This window comes from Paenibacillus sp. VTT E-133280, assembly GCF_002264385.1.
GTDB lineage: Bacteria > Bacillota > Bacilli > Paenibacillales > Paenibacillaceae > Paenibacillus_AQ > Paenibacillus_AQ nitricinens.
Window position 1 is genome coordinate 65670 of the sequence record NZ_NFUX01000004.1, and the last position, 17567, is coordinate 83236.

At 42.1% G+C, this 17567-nt stretch carries 10 protein-coding genes; 8 read left to right on the top strand and 2 right to left on the bottom strand.

Translation table 11 applies throughout. The features are described from left to right. Positions 1 to 68 precede the first annotated feature (68 nt). The 6 genes from CA600_RS02950 to CA600_RS02975 all read left to right on the top strand — a co-directional run bounded on the left by CA600_RS02950 (position 69) and on the right by CA600_RS02975 (position 9984). Complete coding sequence (locus CA600_RS02950; RefSeq protein WP_094868851.1) at positions 69 to 3182, top strand: hybrid sensor histidine kinase/response regulator; 3114 nt, start codon at positions 69 to 71, stop codon at positions 3180 to 3182. A 3-nt stretch (positions 3183 to 3185) separates the two neighbouring features. After that, a complete protein-coding gene (locus CA600_RS02955) occupies positions 3186 to 4277 on the top strand; it encodes a response regulator (RefSeq protein WP_094868852.1) in 1092 nt (363 codons plus the stop codon). 141 nt (positions 4278 to 4418) lie between these two features. Continuing rightward, complete coding sequence (locus CA600_RS02960; RefSeq protein ID WP_094868853.1) at positions 4419 to 8540, top strand: S-layer homology domain-containing protein; 4122 nt, start codon at positions 4419 to 4421, stop codon at positions 8538 to 8540. Positions 8541 to 8694: 154 nt separating this feature from the next. After that, positions 8695 to 9213: an ankyrin repeat domain-containing protein gene (locus CA600_RS02965; RefSeq protein WP_094868854.1), complete on the top strand. Its 519-nt coding sequence runs from the start codon at positions 8695 to 8697 to the stop codon at positions 9211 to 9213. Then, the gene (locus CA600_RS02970; protein WP_076283444.1) at positions 9214 to 9576 is read left to right on the top strand and encodes a DUF4180 domain-containing protein; all 363 of its coding nucleotides are present in this window, start codon (positions 9214 to 9216) and stop codon (positions 9574 to 9576) included. Between the two features lie 30 nt (positions 9577 to 9606). Continuing rightward, positions 9607 to 9984: an iron chaperone gene (locus CA600_RS02975; protein WP_094868855.1), complete on the top strand. Its 378-nt coding sequence runs from the start codon at positions 9607 to 9609 to the stop codon at positions 9982 to 9984. A gap of 85 nt (positions 9985 to 10069) precedes the next feature. Here the strand turns inward: CA600_RS02975 and CA600_RS02980 are convergent, their stop codons facing one another. Then, complete coding sequence (locus CA600_RS02980; RefSeq protein WP_094868856.1) at positions 10070 to 11008, bottom strand: ArsR/SmtB family transcription factor; 939 nt, start codon at positions 11006 to 11008, stop codon at positions 10070 to 10072. Positions 11009 to 11153: 145 nt separating this feature from the next. On the opposite strand from CA600_RS02980, the gene CA600_RS02985 reads away from it, so the two are divergent. Then, a complete protein-coding gene (locus CA600_RS02985; RefSeq protein WP_094868857.1) occupies positions 11154 to 13907 on the top strand; it encodes a glycoside hydrolase family 2 protein in 2754 nt (917 codons plus the stop codon). A gap of 96 nt (positions 13908 to 14003) precedes the next feature. Here the strand turns inward: CA600_RS02985 and CA600_RS02990 are convergent, their stop codons facing one another. Next, complete coding sequence (locus CA600_RS02990) at positions 14004 to 15698, bottom strand: M3 family oligoendopeptidase (RefSeq protein ID WP_094868858.1); 1695 nt, start codon at positions 15696 to 15698, stop codon at positions 14004 to 14006. 638 nt (positions 15699 to 16336) lie between these two features. Here CA600_RS02990 and CA600_RS03000 point away from each other — a divergent pair. Next, complete coding sequence (locus CA600_RS03000; RefSeq protein ID WP_094868860.1) at positions 16337 to 17521, top strand: GntR family transcriptional regulator; 1185 nt, start codon at positions 16337 to 16339, stop codon at positions 17519 to 17521. Positions 17522 to 17567 lie beyond the last annotated feature (46 nt).

Here is a 17567-nt window from a genome sequence, read left to right on the forward strand (position 1 = left end):
ATTCCAAGTGTGCACGATGCCCCAAGCGTTTGCTGCAGCTTTACTTCTCCATAGAAAAGGGGCCTACGATGCTCAAAAGGACGTTACTTATTTATTTAATCGCTTTCATCTCGATAGCAACAATACCGCTATCCGTTTTTATAGACAACGATCAGCATGCGAATCACCTGCAAGTTCAGAAGGGTAGTATGGATCTTTCAACGTGGGATTACCAAGAACAAGAGATTATCAAACTAGATGGTGAGTGGGAATTTTATTGGAACCAGTTGCTAACGCCTGAGCATTTTATAGGAGCAAACACAGAAAAACCAGTTCCTTCAGCATGGATGGAGGTCCCTTCACAGTGGAATGGCAAAGTGATTGATGGGGAACCATTACCTAAATTTGGTTCTGCTACTTATCGGATGGTGCTGAAAAATGTACCTGTAAACGGTGTATTTGCCATAAAAAAAACGAACATCCGCTTTTCAAGTTCGATATATGCGAATGGACATCTACTGATTGAGGATGGAAAGCCAGCTATGAGCACAGCCGATTACAAGTCGGGGAATATTCCGCAGGTTGGGCTGTTTTCGTCTGAAAAGGGTGATGTTGAGATCATCATTCAAGTGTCTAATTATGAATATGTAAATGCAGGCATTCCCGTATCTCTGACTTTTGGCGAAGAAGCCGCGATGATGGAGAACCAGCAGAAGAGTATGGCTCGTGAATTTAGCACAGTTGCAATTTTGGGAACGTTATCCCTTATTTTTGTTATCTGCTTTGTAGCGGCTGCGTTGTACCGTAAGAAGGACTACTCCTTATTAGTGTTTGCTATTATTTGTTTGGTGCTCGCGATTTATCATGGATTGATTGGAGAACGTTCGCTGTTACTGTTTTTCCCAAACCTTTCGTTTATTGTCTTATACAAAGTGAAAGATATTACCTCCATATCGGGTTTTATTGTTCTGGCTATATTTTTCTACCAAATGCAGAAAAGCATAATCTCTTTAAAACTTGCGCAAGCCGTAACGATTATACTAGGCAGCTTTATAATTCTGGTAGTGATTCTGCCTATTCGTACTTACACGGTCTTCTCTTCGTATGTGATTTTTGTATATGAATTGATGTTGATTTGGATGTTGTTTAGAGTGGCTCTCCTGTATATTAGAAGCGCAGAAGTAAATCGGATCAAATCGTTGCTGCTGTTCTTGGCTATTCTTGCTATTAATCTGTACTCCATAGACATTATTCTGTTTGCGCTTTCGATGAAAGAGAATCTTTGGCTTGGACAGTTCTACATTGTTGCTTTTAATATCATTATGATCGTACTAATTGTTCTCCGTTTTTTCGAGGCTTATCATACGATAGACGAAATGAAAAACCAGCTAATTGGATTGGACAAAATTAAAGATGAGTTTCTCTCCAACACCTCTCATGAGCTGAAAACACCATTGAATGCCATAGTGAATATTACCGCTACACTTCTTAATGGGGTTGAAGGTCCAGTTACCGACAGGCAAGCGCAGAATCTAGCGATCGTTTTGGGAAGTGGCAGAAGATTAACTTATATGGTAAACGAATTGCTCGATTATTCTAAAATGAAGCATGGAGATATCACATTATATAAAAGCACGTTAGATCTGAAAGCTGTAGTTGATTCTGTCATCGGTATTCATTCGTTCCTGCTCGGAGAAAAGTCGATCCTGCTCATAAACAGTGTTGCTCCAGATTTCCCTACGGTGCATGCGGATGGCAATCGGCTGATTCAGATTTTGCACAACTTGGTAGATAATGCGATTAAATTTACGGAGCAAGGTGAAATACATATTAGTGCAAGAGCTATGCATGAATGGGTTGAAGTTCGTGTAGCAGATATGGGAATTGGAATTGCGCCGGATATGCAAAAACGTATTTTTATGGCCTATGAGCAGGTGGACGAAGCTGAAATCCATAGTCATGGTGGAACAGGTCTCGGACTAAGCATTACCAAAAAGTTAGTGGAGTTACATGGTGGGAACATTAGAGTGGAATCTAATATAGGTAAAGGTTCGGTTTTTATTTTTACCCTTCCACGCTGGGAGAAGTTATCTAATCAAATCACGGGTCCAATGGTTGAAAAGACACTTCCTTATAGAGAGGTTGTCTTCCCTCGTCAGGAGTACCCCGTATATATTAAAGGTAAAATCAATGAACCGATCTTGGTCGTGGACGATGATTTTGCTAACCTTCAATCGATGATCAACTTGTTCAAGCTAGAGGGATATCCCATTGTTGTCGTGAACCGCGGGCAGCTGGCACTCGATGAGCTATCGAAGAATTCAGACTTTTTCCTGGTTGTTCTGGACATTACAATGCCTGATATTTCTGGCTATGAGGTGCTGCAAAAGATCAGAGAAAGGTTCACTGCCTTTGAGCTCCCTGTATTAATGTTAACGGCGAAAAACAGAATTACCGATATGAAATTGTCCATGGACAAAGGGGCAAATGATTATGTGGGGAAACCATTTGAAGCGGAGGAGCTAATGGCGCGAGTGAAAAGTCTGACCCGATTGAGAGCTTCCGTGAAAATGGCAAAAGATGCCGAAATCGCCTTTTTACGTTCTCAGATTAAACCTCATTTCTTGTATAATGCCCTGAATTCAATTGCTGCATTATGTGTGGAAGAACCTGAGCAGGCTGAGGAATTAACACTGGAGCTATCACAGTATTTGAGAAGTAGCTTTGATTTCAAACAGTTGGATTCGTTAACGACCCTGGAGAGTGAGCTAGAACTGGTTAAAGCTTACGTTAATATTGAAAAAGTGCGCTTTGGTTCGAGATTACAAGTCCAATATGATATAACCGCAAATTCAGATAGCCGGATTCCTCCACTGATCTTACAACCATTAGTGGAAAATGCTATAAGACATGGACTGATGTCCAATTTACGCGGAGGAAAGGTCACTATAGCTGTGAAAGAGTCGTCGGATCTTGCTGTGGTCAGCTTTGTTGTAGAAGATGATGGATGTGGAATGAGCGAACACAAGCTGAAGGAGATCATGCGATCAGATGTAGATAAAAGAGGCGTAGGGCTGTGGAATATCAGTCAGCGCATCAAACTTCTTTATGGAAAAAGTGTTTGTATTGAAAGTGTTGAAGGAAAAGGTACACGGGTTTCTTTTGACATCCCCAAACAGCATAGCAAGCGGGTAGGAGGTTGACACATGCTTCGAGCTATTATCGTAGATGATGAAGAACTATCAATTAAGCGGTTAAAAAGAATATTGTCTCAGAGTGGTGAGATTGAAGTATACAGTACTTTTCTGGATCCGACAGAAGCCTATGAATTTGTAAAGGGAAATTCGATTGATGTTGCATTTTTGGACATTTCTATGCCTGACACGAATGGAATGAAGCTTTCTGCCTTTTTACATGAACTAGATGAATCGATTGATGTGGTTTTTGTTACAGGGTACGACGAGTACGCACTGCAAGCCTTCGAACTGAGTGCTGTCGATTATCTGTTGAAGCCTGTAACTGCTCAGCGATTAACTAAAACTCTGGATAAGATCAAAAAAATAAATCGAGGAGTGACGGTTCAGCCTGTTATGGAAGTGCTTTTATTTAATGGACTAAAGATATACCGCCGGACGCAAGACAGAGAGCCCATTAAGTTGAGAAGTCCAAAAACCGAAGAGTTGTTTGCTTTTTTGGTTAGTAAAGGAACCGTTAGCCGTGAAGAAATTATCGACACCTTATGGAGCGGGCTGGAACCTGAAAAAGCGCTCAAAAATCTGAACTCTACCTTATATTATATTCGAAAAGCAATCGGTCCTAGTGTAATAAAGGCGAGTAGAAATGAAATTAGTATAGATGAACGCAGTGTTTATTGTGATTTGTATGAATTTGAGCGATTGTTGAAGCAAATTAGACATGTCTTGAAAAGAAATTCAGCGTGGTTCAATCTAGTGGAAACATTGTATACGGGAACCTTTCTCAAAGGAAAATCATACGATTGGGCCAGTGGGAAGACACTCCGTCTTGAACAGGATTTTATTGGACTGCTGGAACTGGCAGGTAGATTTCACATGGAGCAGAACGAACCTCAACAATCACTGCACTACTTTGAGAGAATATTGAAATTGGACCCCTTGAGAGAAGATATCCATCAGGAAATCATCCATTTATATATTGAACTAGGGCGAATGAATGAAGCCTATCGGCGATATGGGCAATTGGAAGAGACCCTTCAACAGGAGCTAGGAACTTCACCTGATCCTAAGCTCAAAGCGTTGATTAAGAAGATGATGAATTAGTATAAGAAAAAGAGAACCGACGAATCGATTAGATTTCGAGGGTTCTTTTTTTGTTTATTTTTCGTTTATCATAATTTTGTATAATACTCTCGATTATTGTCGAAATGATGACATGATTTAAGCTAGAGGGGGAAAAAGAGTTTGAAGCCATCATTTATGAAAATAGGCATTAGTATTTCGTTAGCCACTGGACTTGTGGTGCAAGGTGTGGGGCCGATCCATCCTCAAATCATGAGTGCAAAATCGAGCTTTGGTTGGCTCGAGAATAGCCCAGTAGTGATACCGTCCATTAATGAAGATGATACTTCCAACGCGGGCGTTGTTGTGTCAAGTCTTTTGGCAGCAAAGGTAAGCGATCCAGCGACAACAGGGATTGCTGTGGTATCTTTTGATAATACCAATGGGGCCTGGCAATATTACAACACACAAGGAAATATCTGGTATAATATCGAGCCGGTGTCGGACACTAAAGCTTTTCTGCTGCTGAAATCGGAGAAAATACGTTTTGTCCCAGGGAAAGATTGGAACGGACAAGCTTCCATTCGCTTTAAGCTATGGGATACTACAGTAGCCGGTTATCAAAATTATCAAAAAAATGCGAATACCACAGTTTCTGCCGCATTCAATCCAGATTTAGGCACTGCCACAATTACTGTAAACCCAGTGAACGATGCACCTTATCTGACAGAACTGAATGGTGGGGACTATCTTAGTTTTGACGGTAGCGGGGATTATGTGTCGTTCCCGGATCAACGTATTTATGGGAACTCTTTTACAGTTGAAGGATTTTTGAAGGTCAATGGTTTTAATACATGGATGAGATTTTTCGAATCTTCAATCGGTGAGGCAGACCACAATATTTTTGTAGGCTTTAACGGAAAAAAAATGAACTTCACCGCGTACACCAATAAAGGAGACATTAATGTCGCTGAAGATTTTCCGATTTCCAAGTGGGTTCATGTCGCGATTGTTTATGATCACACTCAGAAAAAGGGACGTATTTATTGGGATGGCGTTCTTAAAGCAGAAGGACCTATGGATTTAAGTACGGTTGGAAACGTTGCGCGTCCGAACAATTGGCTTGGTAAAAGCACTTGGAGACAGGACGGAGACTATAACGGTGGAATGAGAGACGTAAGATTCTGGAGTAAAGCCAAAACTCAGAGTGACATTGTGCGCGAAATGAACGTCGATTTGAAAGGGACGGAGCCTAATCTGGCTTTAAACTATAAATTAGCAAATAGTAATGATGGTAATGTTGCTTATAATACACTGGTCACTGCAGGTAAGAACGGAACAATTACGGGAGCAAGCTGGAAGCAAGACACTGGCTTCATGGGAAATACTACAACGGACAAAAATAAGTCGGTATCACGATCTTTTAAGGTCACTGATGTAGATGGAGATGACCTACAAGTATCCGCTACCTCCTCAAATACTCTTTTAATTCCGAATAGTGGCCTGAAGGTAAGTGGAAGTGGTGAGTTACGAACGTTAGAAATTACACCGGCGGTAAATGCTTTCGGTACTAGTGTGATTTCTGTCAAAGTAGATGATGGGAAATTAAGCAACACTTACACCTTTAACTTGACGGTAAACGATGTGGGGGATGTCATCGTAACCGGATTGACCTTGAATAAGACAACACTCCAGTTAACAGAGGGAGAAGCGGGAGATACATTGAAAGCTGTCATCGCACCTGCTAATGCCACGAACAAAACAGTAATTTGGAGCTCCAGTGATGAAACGGTTGCGACCGTTGTGAACGGTGTGGTGACACCGGTAGGTATTGGAACAGCAACGATCACAGCAACCTCTATGGATGGAAGTTATACGGCTACATCCGTAGTTACTGTGAGTGCTCCAATCCCACCAGTTGTGAACGTAACTGGAGTGAAGCTTGATCAGGAGACGCTAGACTTAACTGCTGGTGAAGCGGATGCCTTACTACATGCTACAATTGAACCTGTGAATGCAACGGATAAAGATGTAATCTGGAGCTCCAGTGATGAAACTGTCGCAACCGTAGTGAACGGTGTTGTCATTCCAGTGGGCAAAGGAACAGCAACGATCACCGTGACGACTAAAGATGGTAGCTTTACGGCTAAAACGACCGTTAATGTCGCAGCCCCAACACCACCTACCGTTATCGTAACGGGAGTAACGCTAGACCAGACCACCATTAATTTAACAGTGGGAGAAAGCGACGAAACGTTACAAGCGACAGTGGCACCTGCCGATGCAACGAATAAGGGTGTCATCTGGAGCTCTAGTGATGAGACAGTAGCCAAGGTTGTTTACGGAGTAGTCACTCCAGTTGGTGTGGGCACAGCAATCATCACAGTAACGACCAAAGATGGAAGTTTTACAGCTTCAACAACAGTACATGTAAGTGAACCCATTCCACCAGTTGTGAATGTGACTGGGGTGAGGTTAGATCAGGAGACGCTCGATTTAACTGCTGGTGAAGCTGATGGAACACTAAAAGCGACAATAGAGCCTGCAAACGCAACGGATCCAGACGTGATTTGGAGTTCCAGCGATGAGACGGTAGCTAAGGTTGTGAATGGAGTAATTACTCCGGTGGGTGTGGGAACAGTCATCATCACGGCTACGACCAAAGATGGCAGTTATACGGCTTCAACAACAGTACATGTAAAAGCGCCTGTGAGGCCAATTACAGCACCGAGTGCTCCAACATCTATCACTGCAAGCGCAGAGAATGGTCAAGCGATCATCACCTTTACGCCACCAGCTAACGATGGCGGAAGTGAGATCACAGGGTATATTGTCACGGCTATTCCAGGAGGATTGACGGTTACGGGAACGGGAAGTCCGCTTACGATCAGTGGTTTGACGAATGGTACAAGCTACACCTTCACGGTACAGGCCATCAATAAGGCTGGATTCAGCGAATTCTCTGTGGCGTCCAATGCGGTCATCCCGAGCGCTCCATCCAGTGTTGATGTTCCTTCACAACCAACCCCATCAGCAACGCCGGCACCTTTGGCAAATGATGCTTCCATTCTAATTAATGGTAAAGCGGAAAGTGTGGGGTCCGCGACCAATGGTAAACGGAAGGATCAAACGCTAACTACTATTGCTTTAGACCAGAAGAAGCTGGAAGACAAGCTCGCCGCTGAAGGTAAAGGTGCTGTGGTTTCTATCACTGCCACTAGTAAATCGGATGTTATTGTTGGCGAACTAAATGGACAAATGGTTAAAAATATGCAGGGAAATCAAGCAGTACTTGAAATCAAAGCCGGAAATGCGACATTTACACTGCCTGCCGGGCAGATTGATATTGATGCCTTATCCGCGCAGATTGGCAAATCTGTAGCTTTACAAGATATTAAAATACAGATTGAAATCAGCGCACCAACTGCTGATCAAGTTAAAGCATTAGGAGCTGCTGCGCAAAACGGATCATTTTCATTAGTCGGGGCACCGGTGAACTTTACGGCTAGAGGTATTTACGGAGATAAGAGTATTGAACTATCTCAATTTAATACGTACGTAAAACGTACCATTGCTATTCCGGAGGGAATGGACCCGAACAAGATTACAACGGGTGTATATGTTGATGCTGATGGCACAGTGCACCATGTACCTACTAAAGTGGAAGTAATTGATGGTAAATATTTTGCTACAATTAACAGCCTTAGTGCCGGCACTTACTCTGTTATCTGGCATCCACTTGAATTTAACGATGTTGCTAATCATTGGGCAAAAGATGCAGTGAATGATATGGGTTCCAGATTAGTCATCGAGGGATCTGGCAATGGCCAATTTACGCCTGACCAAGCGATTACCCGTGCAGAGTTTGCGGCAATAGTTGTACGAGGCCTCGGACTTGAATTGAATCAAGCGGCAACACCATTTGCAGATGTTAAGAATACGGATTGGTATAATAGTGCGATCAATACTGCATATGCCTATCAATTAATTAATGGTTTTGAAGACGGCATGTTCCGCCCTGATGACCAAATTACCCGTGAACAAGCGATGCTAATTATCGCCAAAGCAATGAAAATCACAGCGTTAAAAGCTAAGCTTCCTAATCAATCCACTGAAGGATTCTTGAACCCATATACCGATGCCAGCAAAGCATCTGACTGGGCGATTAGCGCAATTACTGATTGCTTACAGGCAGGCGTAATCATGGGACGAAGCAGCAATGTGCTTGCTCCTAAAAATGATATGACCAGAGCTGAGGTTGCTGCAATCGTTAAACGTCTTCTTCAAAAGTCTGATTTAATTTAATAATTGACTTACAATAAACATTGAAAAGAAAGAGTATTCATTTGATAACCTTCGAATGAATACTCTTTTCTTTTTTTAGCAGGAGAATGGTTTAACTATCCAGAAAAAATAAACTAGATCGTTTATCAGATCAATTGAAAAGAGGCGAAATCTAATGGAATTACAGCAAAGCATTAATGAAGTTTTTCAGTCGGCACAACAAGGTGATGCTGTACGGCTAAAACAAATTCTAGAATCCCATCCGGCTCTGGTGAATACGGAAAATAATGAGGGACTTACCCCTTTGGGATATGCAGCACATTTTGGCAAAGAAGCAGCGGTGCAGGTGTTATTAGACTTTGGAGCTAACGTTGATGCTGTGTCTCACTCTAAGCTTAGCTATATTCCTTCCAATACTGCACTTCATGCTGCGATTGCTGGGGAGCGGGATATGGGAGTTATCCAGCTGCTATTGAACAAGGGTGCTCAAACACATATTTTTGATAGCGATGGGCATTCTGCCTTGCATTCTGCAGCTTTTCATTCGGATAATGTGGAGCTGATACGCTTGTTAATCGAACACGGAGCTGACGTCCATGCTAAAATTGAAGGTGGTGAATCCGTATTAGCAATAGCCATCCAACAAGAAAACCACAATGTAAAAGAGATTCTTATCGAAAAAGGAGCAATTTGAATGCAAATCACATTAAACCGTAAAGACAATTCAACAGTAGCCTTGATTTCCAGCGAGGGCATTGTAATTAATAATGTAAATGATGCATTGGATCTAATGGCGAACGTTAGATATCAAGAATGCGATAAAATGATTCTAAGAAAAGAGCAAATCACGGATGATTTTTTTGAGTTAAAGACGGGGCTTGCCGGAGAGATTCTTCAAAAGTATACAAACTACCAGATGCGAGTTGCTATTGTGGGAGAATTTACTGGCTATAATAGTAAAAGTCTGAATGATTTTATTTATGAATGCAATCAGGGGAATAAAATATTGTTCAAGAGTACTGAAGACGAAGCATTGGCAGCACTTCATCAAAGTTAAATGTGACTAGAAACAGTGAGGGGACTTAACATGGAAGGTAAAATCACGTATGAATCGATCGATGACTATATTTCCAAGTTTCCACTGGAGCTTCAAGAAATCCTTAATACAATAAGAAAAGTGATCAAAGAAGCGGCACCTGATGCAAAAGAAAAGATTAGTTATCAGATGCCTACTTTTGCACTGCACGGAAATCTGGTGCATTTTGCAGCTTTCAAAAACCATATTGGATTTTATCCAACACCTAATGGGATTGAGGCTTTTAGGGAAGAACTATCCGTCTATAAAGGTGCAAAAGGATCCATTCAATTTCCACTTAATCAGCCGATGCCCTATGAATTAATTAGTAAGATCGTGAAATTTAGAGTGGCTGAGAATATCAAAAAAGCTGAAGATAAGCGTATGTAATTGGTGTGTAAAGAAAAAAGCGTCCAATTGCACACCTGAAGCTTTAGATCCTCACTGGTTTCAGGTGTACAATTCTTCCGTGTTATCATGTACCCGATACTGAACGACGCACAAACGACAGGATAATATCCTGTGAGTAGTCTCCGAAACCACTTCCGAATAAATTCAGGCCTCGTCTATTGGGGGCATCCTCGCGAATCTCAAAGCGTACTCGAATGGGCTCATTGAATGCCAGCTTTAGTGAGCTAATTGTAGTAGGGGAAGAAGCAATTCCATTTATTTTGCTACCCTGTTCTGAGGTACTCCACTCTGTCAGCATTCCATATTCTGTACCACTCTTCCAACGTTCGGGTGTTAACTTTCCTTTCCGGTTACCGAAATCTGATGGACAAGTCCAAGTACCGACATGTAGGTCGTTTATAGTTAATGTGATGTCACTTGCCCAATTTTCTCGGAATGCAGGTGCTTCAGAACAAACCTCAGCAGAAATCCGGATCTCATCAAGCTCGACACCTGGGGGTAGTGGATTGGCAAAATAGTATTCGACATAGCCAGAGTCAGCGAACCATAAGAGAGATGCATCAACTCTTTCCGGCATGTAGAATACCCGAGGATCATCCTGAGAACCGATGACTCCGCCGTCTTTTCCTGCCATACCACAAGAGGGTTGAATAGAGCAGTGGGAGAACATCCCGATGGGCATATGTAGTTCTTCCGTTTGATGCAGACCATCACCTAACTTCGAAGGAAGATCGAGATGGATGGATCGGCAGGTGACCGTGCATATTTTCTCACGATTTGCACCTTGTGTAGATGAGATTAAGTTAACTTGCTCAAGGGTCTGTACATTGATTGAAATTGTAGGTTGAGCTACACCAAGTGTCTCGGCCAATTGACTTACACTCATAGGCTTGTCACCAAGGGCTTCAAGAATGCGGACTCTGACATCTCCAGAAAGTGCTTTAGCAACATCTAAGATGCGTGATGCAGGGTAGCGTATCGTTTCTTGCGAAATATCATTCATGGGTTATATTCCTTTTCGTTAGGATAGGTTGAGGATATTGTACACTGAAGTTTATATATTGTAAAATTATAATATACATTGCGAATTTTATATACTGATGCTAAAATGAGCTCAACTTCTTATTTTGAAAGGCTGTGCTCATATCATGACAACTCCCGTACTGAATGTTGAGAGTCTTCCGATTCCTCGTCCCGAACATCCGCATCCACATTGGCAGCGCAACGAATGGATGAATTTGAATGGGGAATGGTCATTTAGCTTTGATCCGAGCAACGAAGGAATTAGCGAACATTGGTATTCCAATTCAGAAATCACTTACAGTTCGAGGATTACTGTTCCTTTTTCATGGGTAAGTTCATTATCAGGTATTGGCAGTGATCATAAAGGGATAGGATGGTATCGGCGGACTTTGAAATGGCAGTCTATCGACTCACAGACACGACTATTTTTGCGATTCGGGGCAGTAGATTATTCATGTGACGTTTGGATAAACGGAGTGCATGTTGGTTCACACCAAGGTGGATATGGTTCATTTGAGTTCGAAGTTACTCAGTACTGGGTTGAAGATTTAGACAATACAATTGTCGTTAGAGTAGAGGACTTCGATCATGATTACCAAGCCCGTGGCAAACAAGGTTATGGAGAAATTCGCGGAATCTGGCAGTCCGTATGGCTAGAATCTCGGCCCCAGACTTATATGAAAGATGCTAAGTTTGTGACCACTATTGATGGGCAAGTGAATGTGACTGCAAGAATCTTTGCACAAGAAAATGGATCGGCAGAGTTCACGCTGAAATTCGCAGAGAATTCTATATTGCATACTGAGAACATTGATCTTACCGCAGGGGAGAATGAATTTAAGCTCTCTATCCATATAACAGATCCAATGTTATGGAGTCCAGATACACCTTATTTGTACGAAGGCGAACTACAGCTTAGCGGATCTTTTGGCACTGACACAGTCAGCACCTATTTCGGAGTTCGAGAAATCCAAACTGTACGCTATGATGAGCGTGGTTATCGCTGGATTACCCTTAATGGCAAGCCGATTTATTTAAACGGTACCCTTGACCAGTCTTATCACAAAACGGGCTATTTCACTTATCCGACTGATGAAGACATGCGGGATGAAATCTATCTAATGAAACGTTTGGGACTGAACTTTGTGCGTATTCATATCAAGCCAGAGGAACCACGCAAACTATATTGGGCGGATAAACTGGGTATTTTGGTGATGGAGGACATGCCTTGCTTTTGGGGAAATCCGGATGAAAAAGCACGTGCTGCGTATGAATGTGAAGCACTTGAGATTATTGAACGAGACTATAATCATCCATCGATTTTTTCTTGGGTAATGTTTAACGAGACATGGGGTTTGAAGACGAACGCTCAGGACACTAGTCTGACGAGTGATGTAGAGCAGCAGAACAGCTATCTTAAAGAAACACAGGAATGGGTTCGGGAAAAATATCATTGGGCAAAACGGCTGGATCCATCTAGAATCGTTGAAGATAACTCACCATGTAACTATGATCATGTGGAATCTGATATCAATACTTGGCATTTCTACATTAATGGTTATGATCAGCTTAGATCTCATTTGAATGAGGTTGAAGACAAAACTTTTCCGGGTTCAGACTTTAACTGTATCGGAGGTAATGTACAATCTGATGCCCCGTTGATGAACAGTGAATGTGGAAACGTATGGGGTATCGAAGGCGGGGCAGGGGACAGTGATTTAGCATGGCATTATCGCTATATGATGAATGAATTCCGGCGGCATGATAAGCTATGTGGTTTCGTATTTACCGAATTTCGTGATGTTACGAACGAGTTCAATGGTTATTATCGGTTAGACGGTAGCGATAAAGATTTTGGTTATGATGCCTTTGTTCCTGGGATGACGATTTCTGATTTGCATTCGCCGGACTTCATTGTGATCGATGCGCCGCCATGCCAGACAGTAAACGCAAAGGCTGAAGTTAAAGTCCCCCTTCTTCGTTCCAGTTTTTCAGATAAATATCATGGACAGCTTTTAAAGATAAAATGGGAACTTTGGTACGACAATTTGGGAACACGAGTTGTTTCACAAAGTGAGCATATGTCAGTGGAGTGGGACGGATATGGAGTAGCAGATTTACCTCCTCTTTATGTCCTTATGCCTGATCAGGACGCAGTTGCAGTGCTGGCAGTTTCATTGATAAATAATAAGGATGAGGTAATTACACGCAACTTCATTACGTTTGATGTTAGAAGCGGTAATCAGAGTGTAAGGTTTGAAGGGGATGGAGATTGTATTAATATCCCTGTGGATGCGTATAAAGAACACAATTTTGGACAACAATGGGAAGCTATTCAGTGCGCAAAAATCAATGGGGCTGGGCAAGGCCATTATGCATATGAGATAACTCTTCCAGATGGTGTGGAGAAAAAGATGATTGGCGAGATCGAAATCATGTTCGAAGCTAGCGCAAAGCGAGTATTGGCTCGAAATCTTGAAGGTGCAAAACAAAATGAAATGGGACTTGATCTCATGCACGGTGCTGATGCCAGGGTGGAGTATAATCCGAATACGTATTATATGACCGACGAAGAACGTCATCCTTCATGTGTGAATGTTCTGATAGAAGGTCAACGGATTGGCTCCTTCTATTTGCCGGATGATCCTGCCGACAGCCGAGGTGTATTATCTTGGCATTATCAGCCATTAGCGAATAAGTTGGATGAGGCGGGCTCTTACGGCTATCTGTGTAAAGTAAGTGTACCGGGGCAGTTAGCAGCTAGACTAGACCGCAATCGTACTTTCCGTTTGGAGCTTCAAACAGAGGGGAGAGGCTTAGCCTTATATGGCCGCAATGCGGGTCGTTACCCCATAGATATATTGATTCGTTATCGATAACATAGATGGGTGAAGTTGGATCATTCCATTTTAAAAAGCAATCCAAGCCCTAAGGCAAGGATTGCTTTTTTTGTGATGAGCTTATCAGAGAATGGATTAAAGCTCTTTATCATTAATGCTGTTTAGCCAACCTTCAATATCCCCAATAACGGAGCTAATGCAGCCGTCTTCAAATGGTGAAGTCAGACCCGCTAGTTCAACTAGTTTGATAAAGGACTTGCTTCCACCAGCTTGGCATAGCTCCAAATAATCGCTCCAAGCAGATTTGAAATCTTCGTTCGAACGTTTCCAGAATTGGAAGGCACATAGCTGAGCTAGTGTGTAGTCGATGTAGTAGAATGGCGAGGCAAAGATATGGCCTTGTTTATGCCAGAACCCCCCTTGTTCCAGATAAGTGTTACCTTCATAATTACGATGTGGTAAGTATTTCTTCTCGATGTCTCTCCAAGCTTGCTTGCGTTCAGCAGGAGTTGCGTCAGGGTTGCTATAAACAAAATGTTGGAATTCATCGACAGATACCCCGTAAGGAATAAACTGAAGGCTGTCAGATAAGTGATTAAAGCGGTATTTATCCGCATCTTCCTCAAAGAACAAATTCATCCAAGGCCAAGCGAAAAATTCCATACTCATGGAATGAATCTCACATGCTTCATAGGTTGGAAAAGCATATTCTGGTACATTAATATTGCGGCTTTCATACACCTGGAACGCATGACCCACTTCGTGAGTTAAGACATCAATATCCCCAGAGGTTCCGTTGAAATTCGAGAAAATAAAAGGGGCTTGGTATTGGCTAAAATAGGTACAATATCCGCCGCCTTGTTTTCCTTTTTTGCTTACTAAATCCACCAGATTATTGTCTAGCATGAAGTTGAAAAACTCATCCGTTTCAGGTGAGAGTTCTTTGTACATCTTCTTACCATTAGCTACAATCCAGTCTGGATCCCCTTTAGGTGTAGCGTTCCCAGTCTTAAAGCTAAAGTTCTCGTCGTAATATTTCAATTCATCGAGACCCAGTCGTTCAGTCTGACGTTTCTTTAACTGCTGGGAGACGGGAACGATATATTCAAGTACTTGTTTGCGGAAATTAGCAACCATTTCAGCATTATAGTCGGTACGCATCATACGGTCATAACCAAGCTGAACAAAGTTGCTGTACCCAAGTTTTTTAGCTATGCGGTCACGGACCTTGACAAGCTCGTCATAGATGCGGTCAAATTCAGCCTCGTGTTCGGACATAAAACCAAATCGGGCTTCAGAAGCACTTTTACGCATATCACGGTCTGTAGACAATTCGAAAGGTGCGAGTTGAGGCAGTGTACGCTCTTCACCTTCAAAAAGAATCTTGGCAGATGCGATAAGCTGGGAGTATTCTGTTGAAAGTTTATTCTCCAATTGTAAATCTTCAATGATTTCCGGACTAAACGTCCGCAGCGATACTTCAGCAAGCTGGAGTAACTGCGCACCCCATTCCTTTTCAAATTCGGCTCTATATTTGGAATGTACGAGTGCTTTGTAGTAGTCGGTTATGTATTCCTGTACGACAGGCCCGATTTCGTCCATGAATTCTTGTTCGGCTTTGTAAAATTCATCTGTCGTGTTGATAGAATGCCGAACGCTAACCAATGTCTGCATCGTGTCAAACTCATTGCGAAGCTTGTTAATGGCAGTGACGGAAGCTTTTTGTACCTCTAGTGGTGATGTGTCGTTGAGATCTTTCAGCAGGGTGTTAAAATCTTGCTTGAATTTCTCTACATCCGGCCGCTCATAGCGGTAATCATCAAATTTCATAAAAAAATCAACTTCCTTTCTATACCAGATAGTCTCTATTATATAATCTGAACAGCCATTTACGATAGACCTGTGTAAGCTTTTTATGCTTGAAAAAAGAACAAATCTACAAAAGTGTAAAAACTTGTTAGATGAAGTGCGGTTTGATATTATCTATGAATATACTAGATCTCATCAAGAAAAAAATGGTCCATCCAGATATAGGAGAGCAGCGACTGAAGGGATCAATGGCAGGTAAAGATGGTCCATGGTATATTGAATGTACAAAGAAATCGCTCCTTTGGGAAGGGTTGGGTCGTACCTCCATTTTACCAAAACGAGCGATTTCTTTGTTTGTTTTTAAAGGATACAAGAGTCAATTCCCGCTTAAACAACGGTCCGTTCATGCAGCGTCCACTTAAGTGCACACGTTGATCCGACTCAAAAAAAGGAGGCGTCCCCGAAGCCATTACTTGGCTTTTGGGACAGCCCCTTATCTCTGTTTCTATACGAATCTTAGAATTTTTCCACTTTAAGCTATACTTCCTTCCTCCCTCTTTTTTTACCTGTTTCCGTTCAAATGTCGACAAACTTAATATATCATGATATATTATTATGTATAAAGATGAAAAAATTAGAGTCAGGAGATAACGAAAGTTATGAATGAGACAACGTCATCCAAACCGATGTATGAAAAAATATTTGATGAAGTAAAGCAGCTTATTGTTAATAAATCCTATGGACAAGGGGAGCGAGTTCCTTCAGAAAAAGAGCTGGCCGAAACCTATAATGTAAGTCGGATTACGAGTAAAAAAGCTCTGGAAATGTTAGCCGCCGAGCATTTGATTGTGAGAAAACCGGGAAGAGGTTCGTTTGTGGCTGATCCGGCAGTTGACTACTTAGATTCAGCTATGTCTTCTGAGACGATCTCCGACGGGACTGTTTTTAATTCCTTTAATCATGAGGAAAAAACGATTGGTCTGATTATTACCGACTTTGGCAACAGTTATGGAACAGGCTTGATTTATGGGATGGAACAGGCTTCCCGTGATAATGATTGCTTCCTCGTTCTACGAAGAACATTTGGCGTACCAGAGAACGAGGAACAGTCTATTCAGAAGTTGCTTAGCCTAGGTGTAGATGGTCTGATTGTTTTTCCGGCTCAAGGCGAATTTTTTAATGCTGAGATTCTAAAATTGGTGATCGGGCGCTTCCCTTTAGTTTTGGTAGATCGCCATCTGAAAGGAGTAGCTGCTGCTTCGATAGGCACGGATAACATACAGGCTGCACTTAAAGGGACGGAGTATTTATTTGATCTCGGGCATACTCATATCTCTTTCCTCTCTCCGCCTCCAGCGGATACGACAGCTCTTGAGGAGCGGGTGGAGGGATTTATTCAAGCGCATGCGGAGCGGGGGATAGCTGTAGATAAAGGGTTGTGGGTTAGTGATTTAACTTCAACATTACCTAATTCCTTTAATGATGCAAATATTGAACACGATATCTCACGGCTGGTTTCTCATATACAAGAGAATCCAACAATAACGGCGCTTTTTGCTGTGGAATATAATATTGCTCTGCTGGCTAGAACTGCGGTTGAACGGCTTGGGCTGCAGATTCCGGGGGATATTTCGATCATTTGCTTTGATAGTCCGCCAACTCCGCTCGGCTCGGGTTATTCGTTCACTCATTTGCGGCAGAATGAAGAAGAAATGGGGCGACTCGCAGTTGAAAATGTATTGCAAATTATGAACGGCCAGGCTGTATCGAACAAGATAATGCTGGAAGCTAAGTTGATTTCTGGTGAATCCACAGGTCCTGCTAAACCATCCAATTCTAAATAATTTTATACGATTATCCATAAATTAGTTGCTATGAAAACCTATCTTT

Excerpts from the sequence above, each read along its gene's own strand:
- CA600_RS02975 (WP_094868855.1), top strand. The coding sequence starts at position 9,607 with ATGGAAGGTAAAATCACGTATGAATCGATCGATGACTATATTTCCAAG.
- CA600_RS02950 (WP_094868851.1), top strand. The coding sequence starts at position 69 with ATGCTCAAAAGGACGTTACTTATTTATTTAATCGCTTTCATCTCGATA.
- CA600_RS02970 (WP_076283444.1), top strand. The coding sequence starts at position 9,214 with ATGCAAATCACATTAAACCGTAAAGACAATTCAACAGTAGCCTTGATT.
- CA600_RS02965 (WP_094868854.1), top strand. The coding sequence starts at position 8,695 with ATGGAATTACAGCAAAGCATTAATGAAGTTTTTCAGTCGGCACAACAA.
- CA600_RS02955 (WP_094868852.1), top strand. The coding sequence starts at position 3,186 with ATGCTTCGAGCTATTATCGTAGATGATGAAGAACTATCAATTAAGCGG.
- CA600_RS02980 (WP_094868856.1), bottom strand. The coding sequence starts at position 11,008 with ATGAATGATATTTCGCAAGAAACGATACGCTACCCTGCATCACGCATC.
- CA600_RS03000 (WP_094868860.1), top strand. The coding sequence starts at position 16,337 with ATGAATGAGACAACGTCATCCAAACCGATGTATGAAAAAATATTTGAT.
- CA600_RS02985 (WP_094868857.1), top strand. The coding sequence starts at position 11,154 with ATGACAACTCCCGTACTGAATGTTGAGAGTCTTCCGATTCCTCGTCCC.
- CA600_RS02990 (WP_094868858.1), bottom strand. The coding sequence starts at position 15,698 with ATGAAATTTGATGATTACCGCTATGAGCGGCCGGATGTAGAGAAATTC.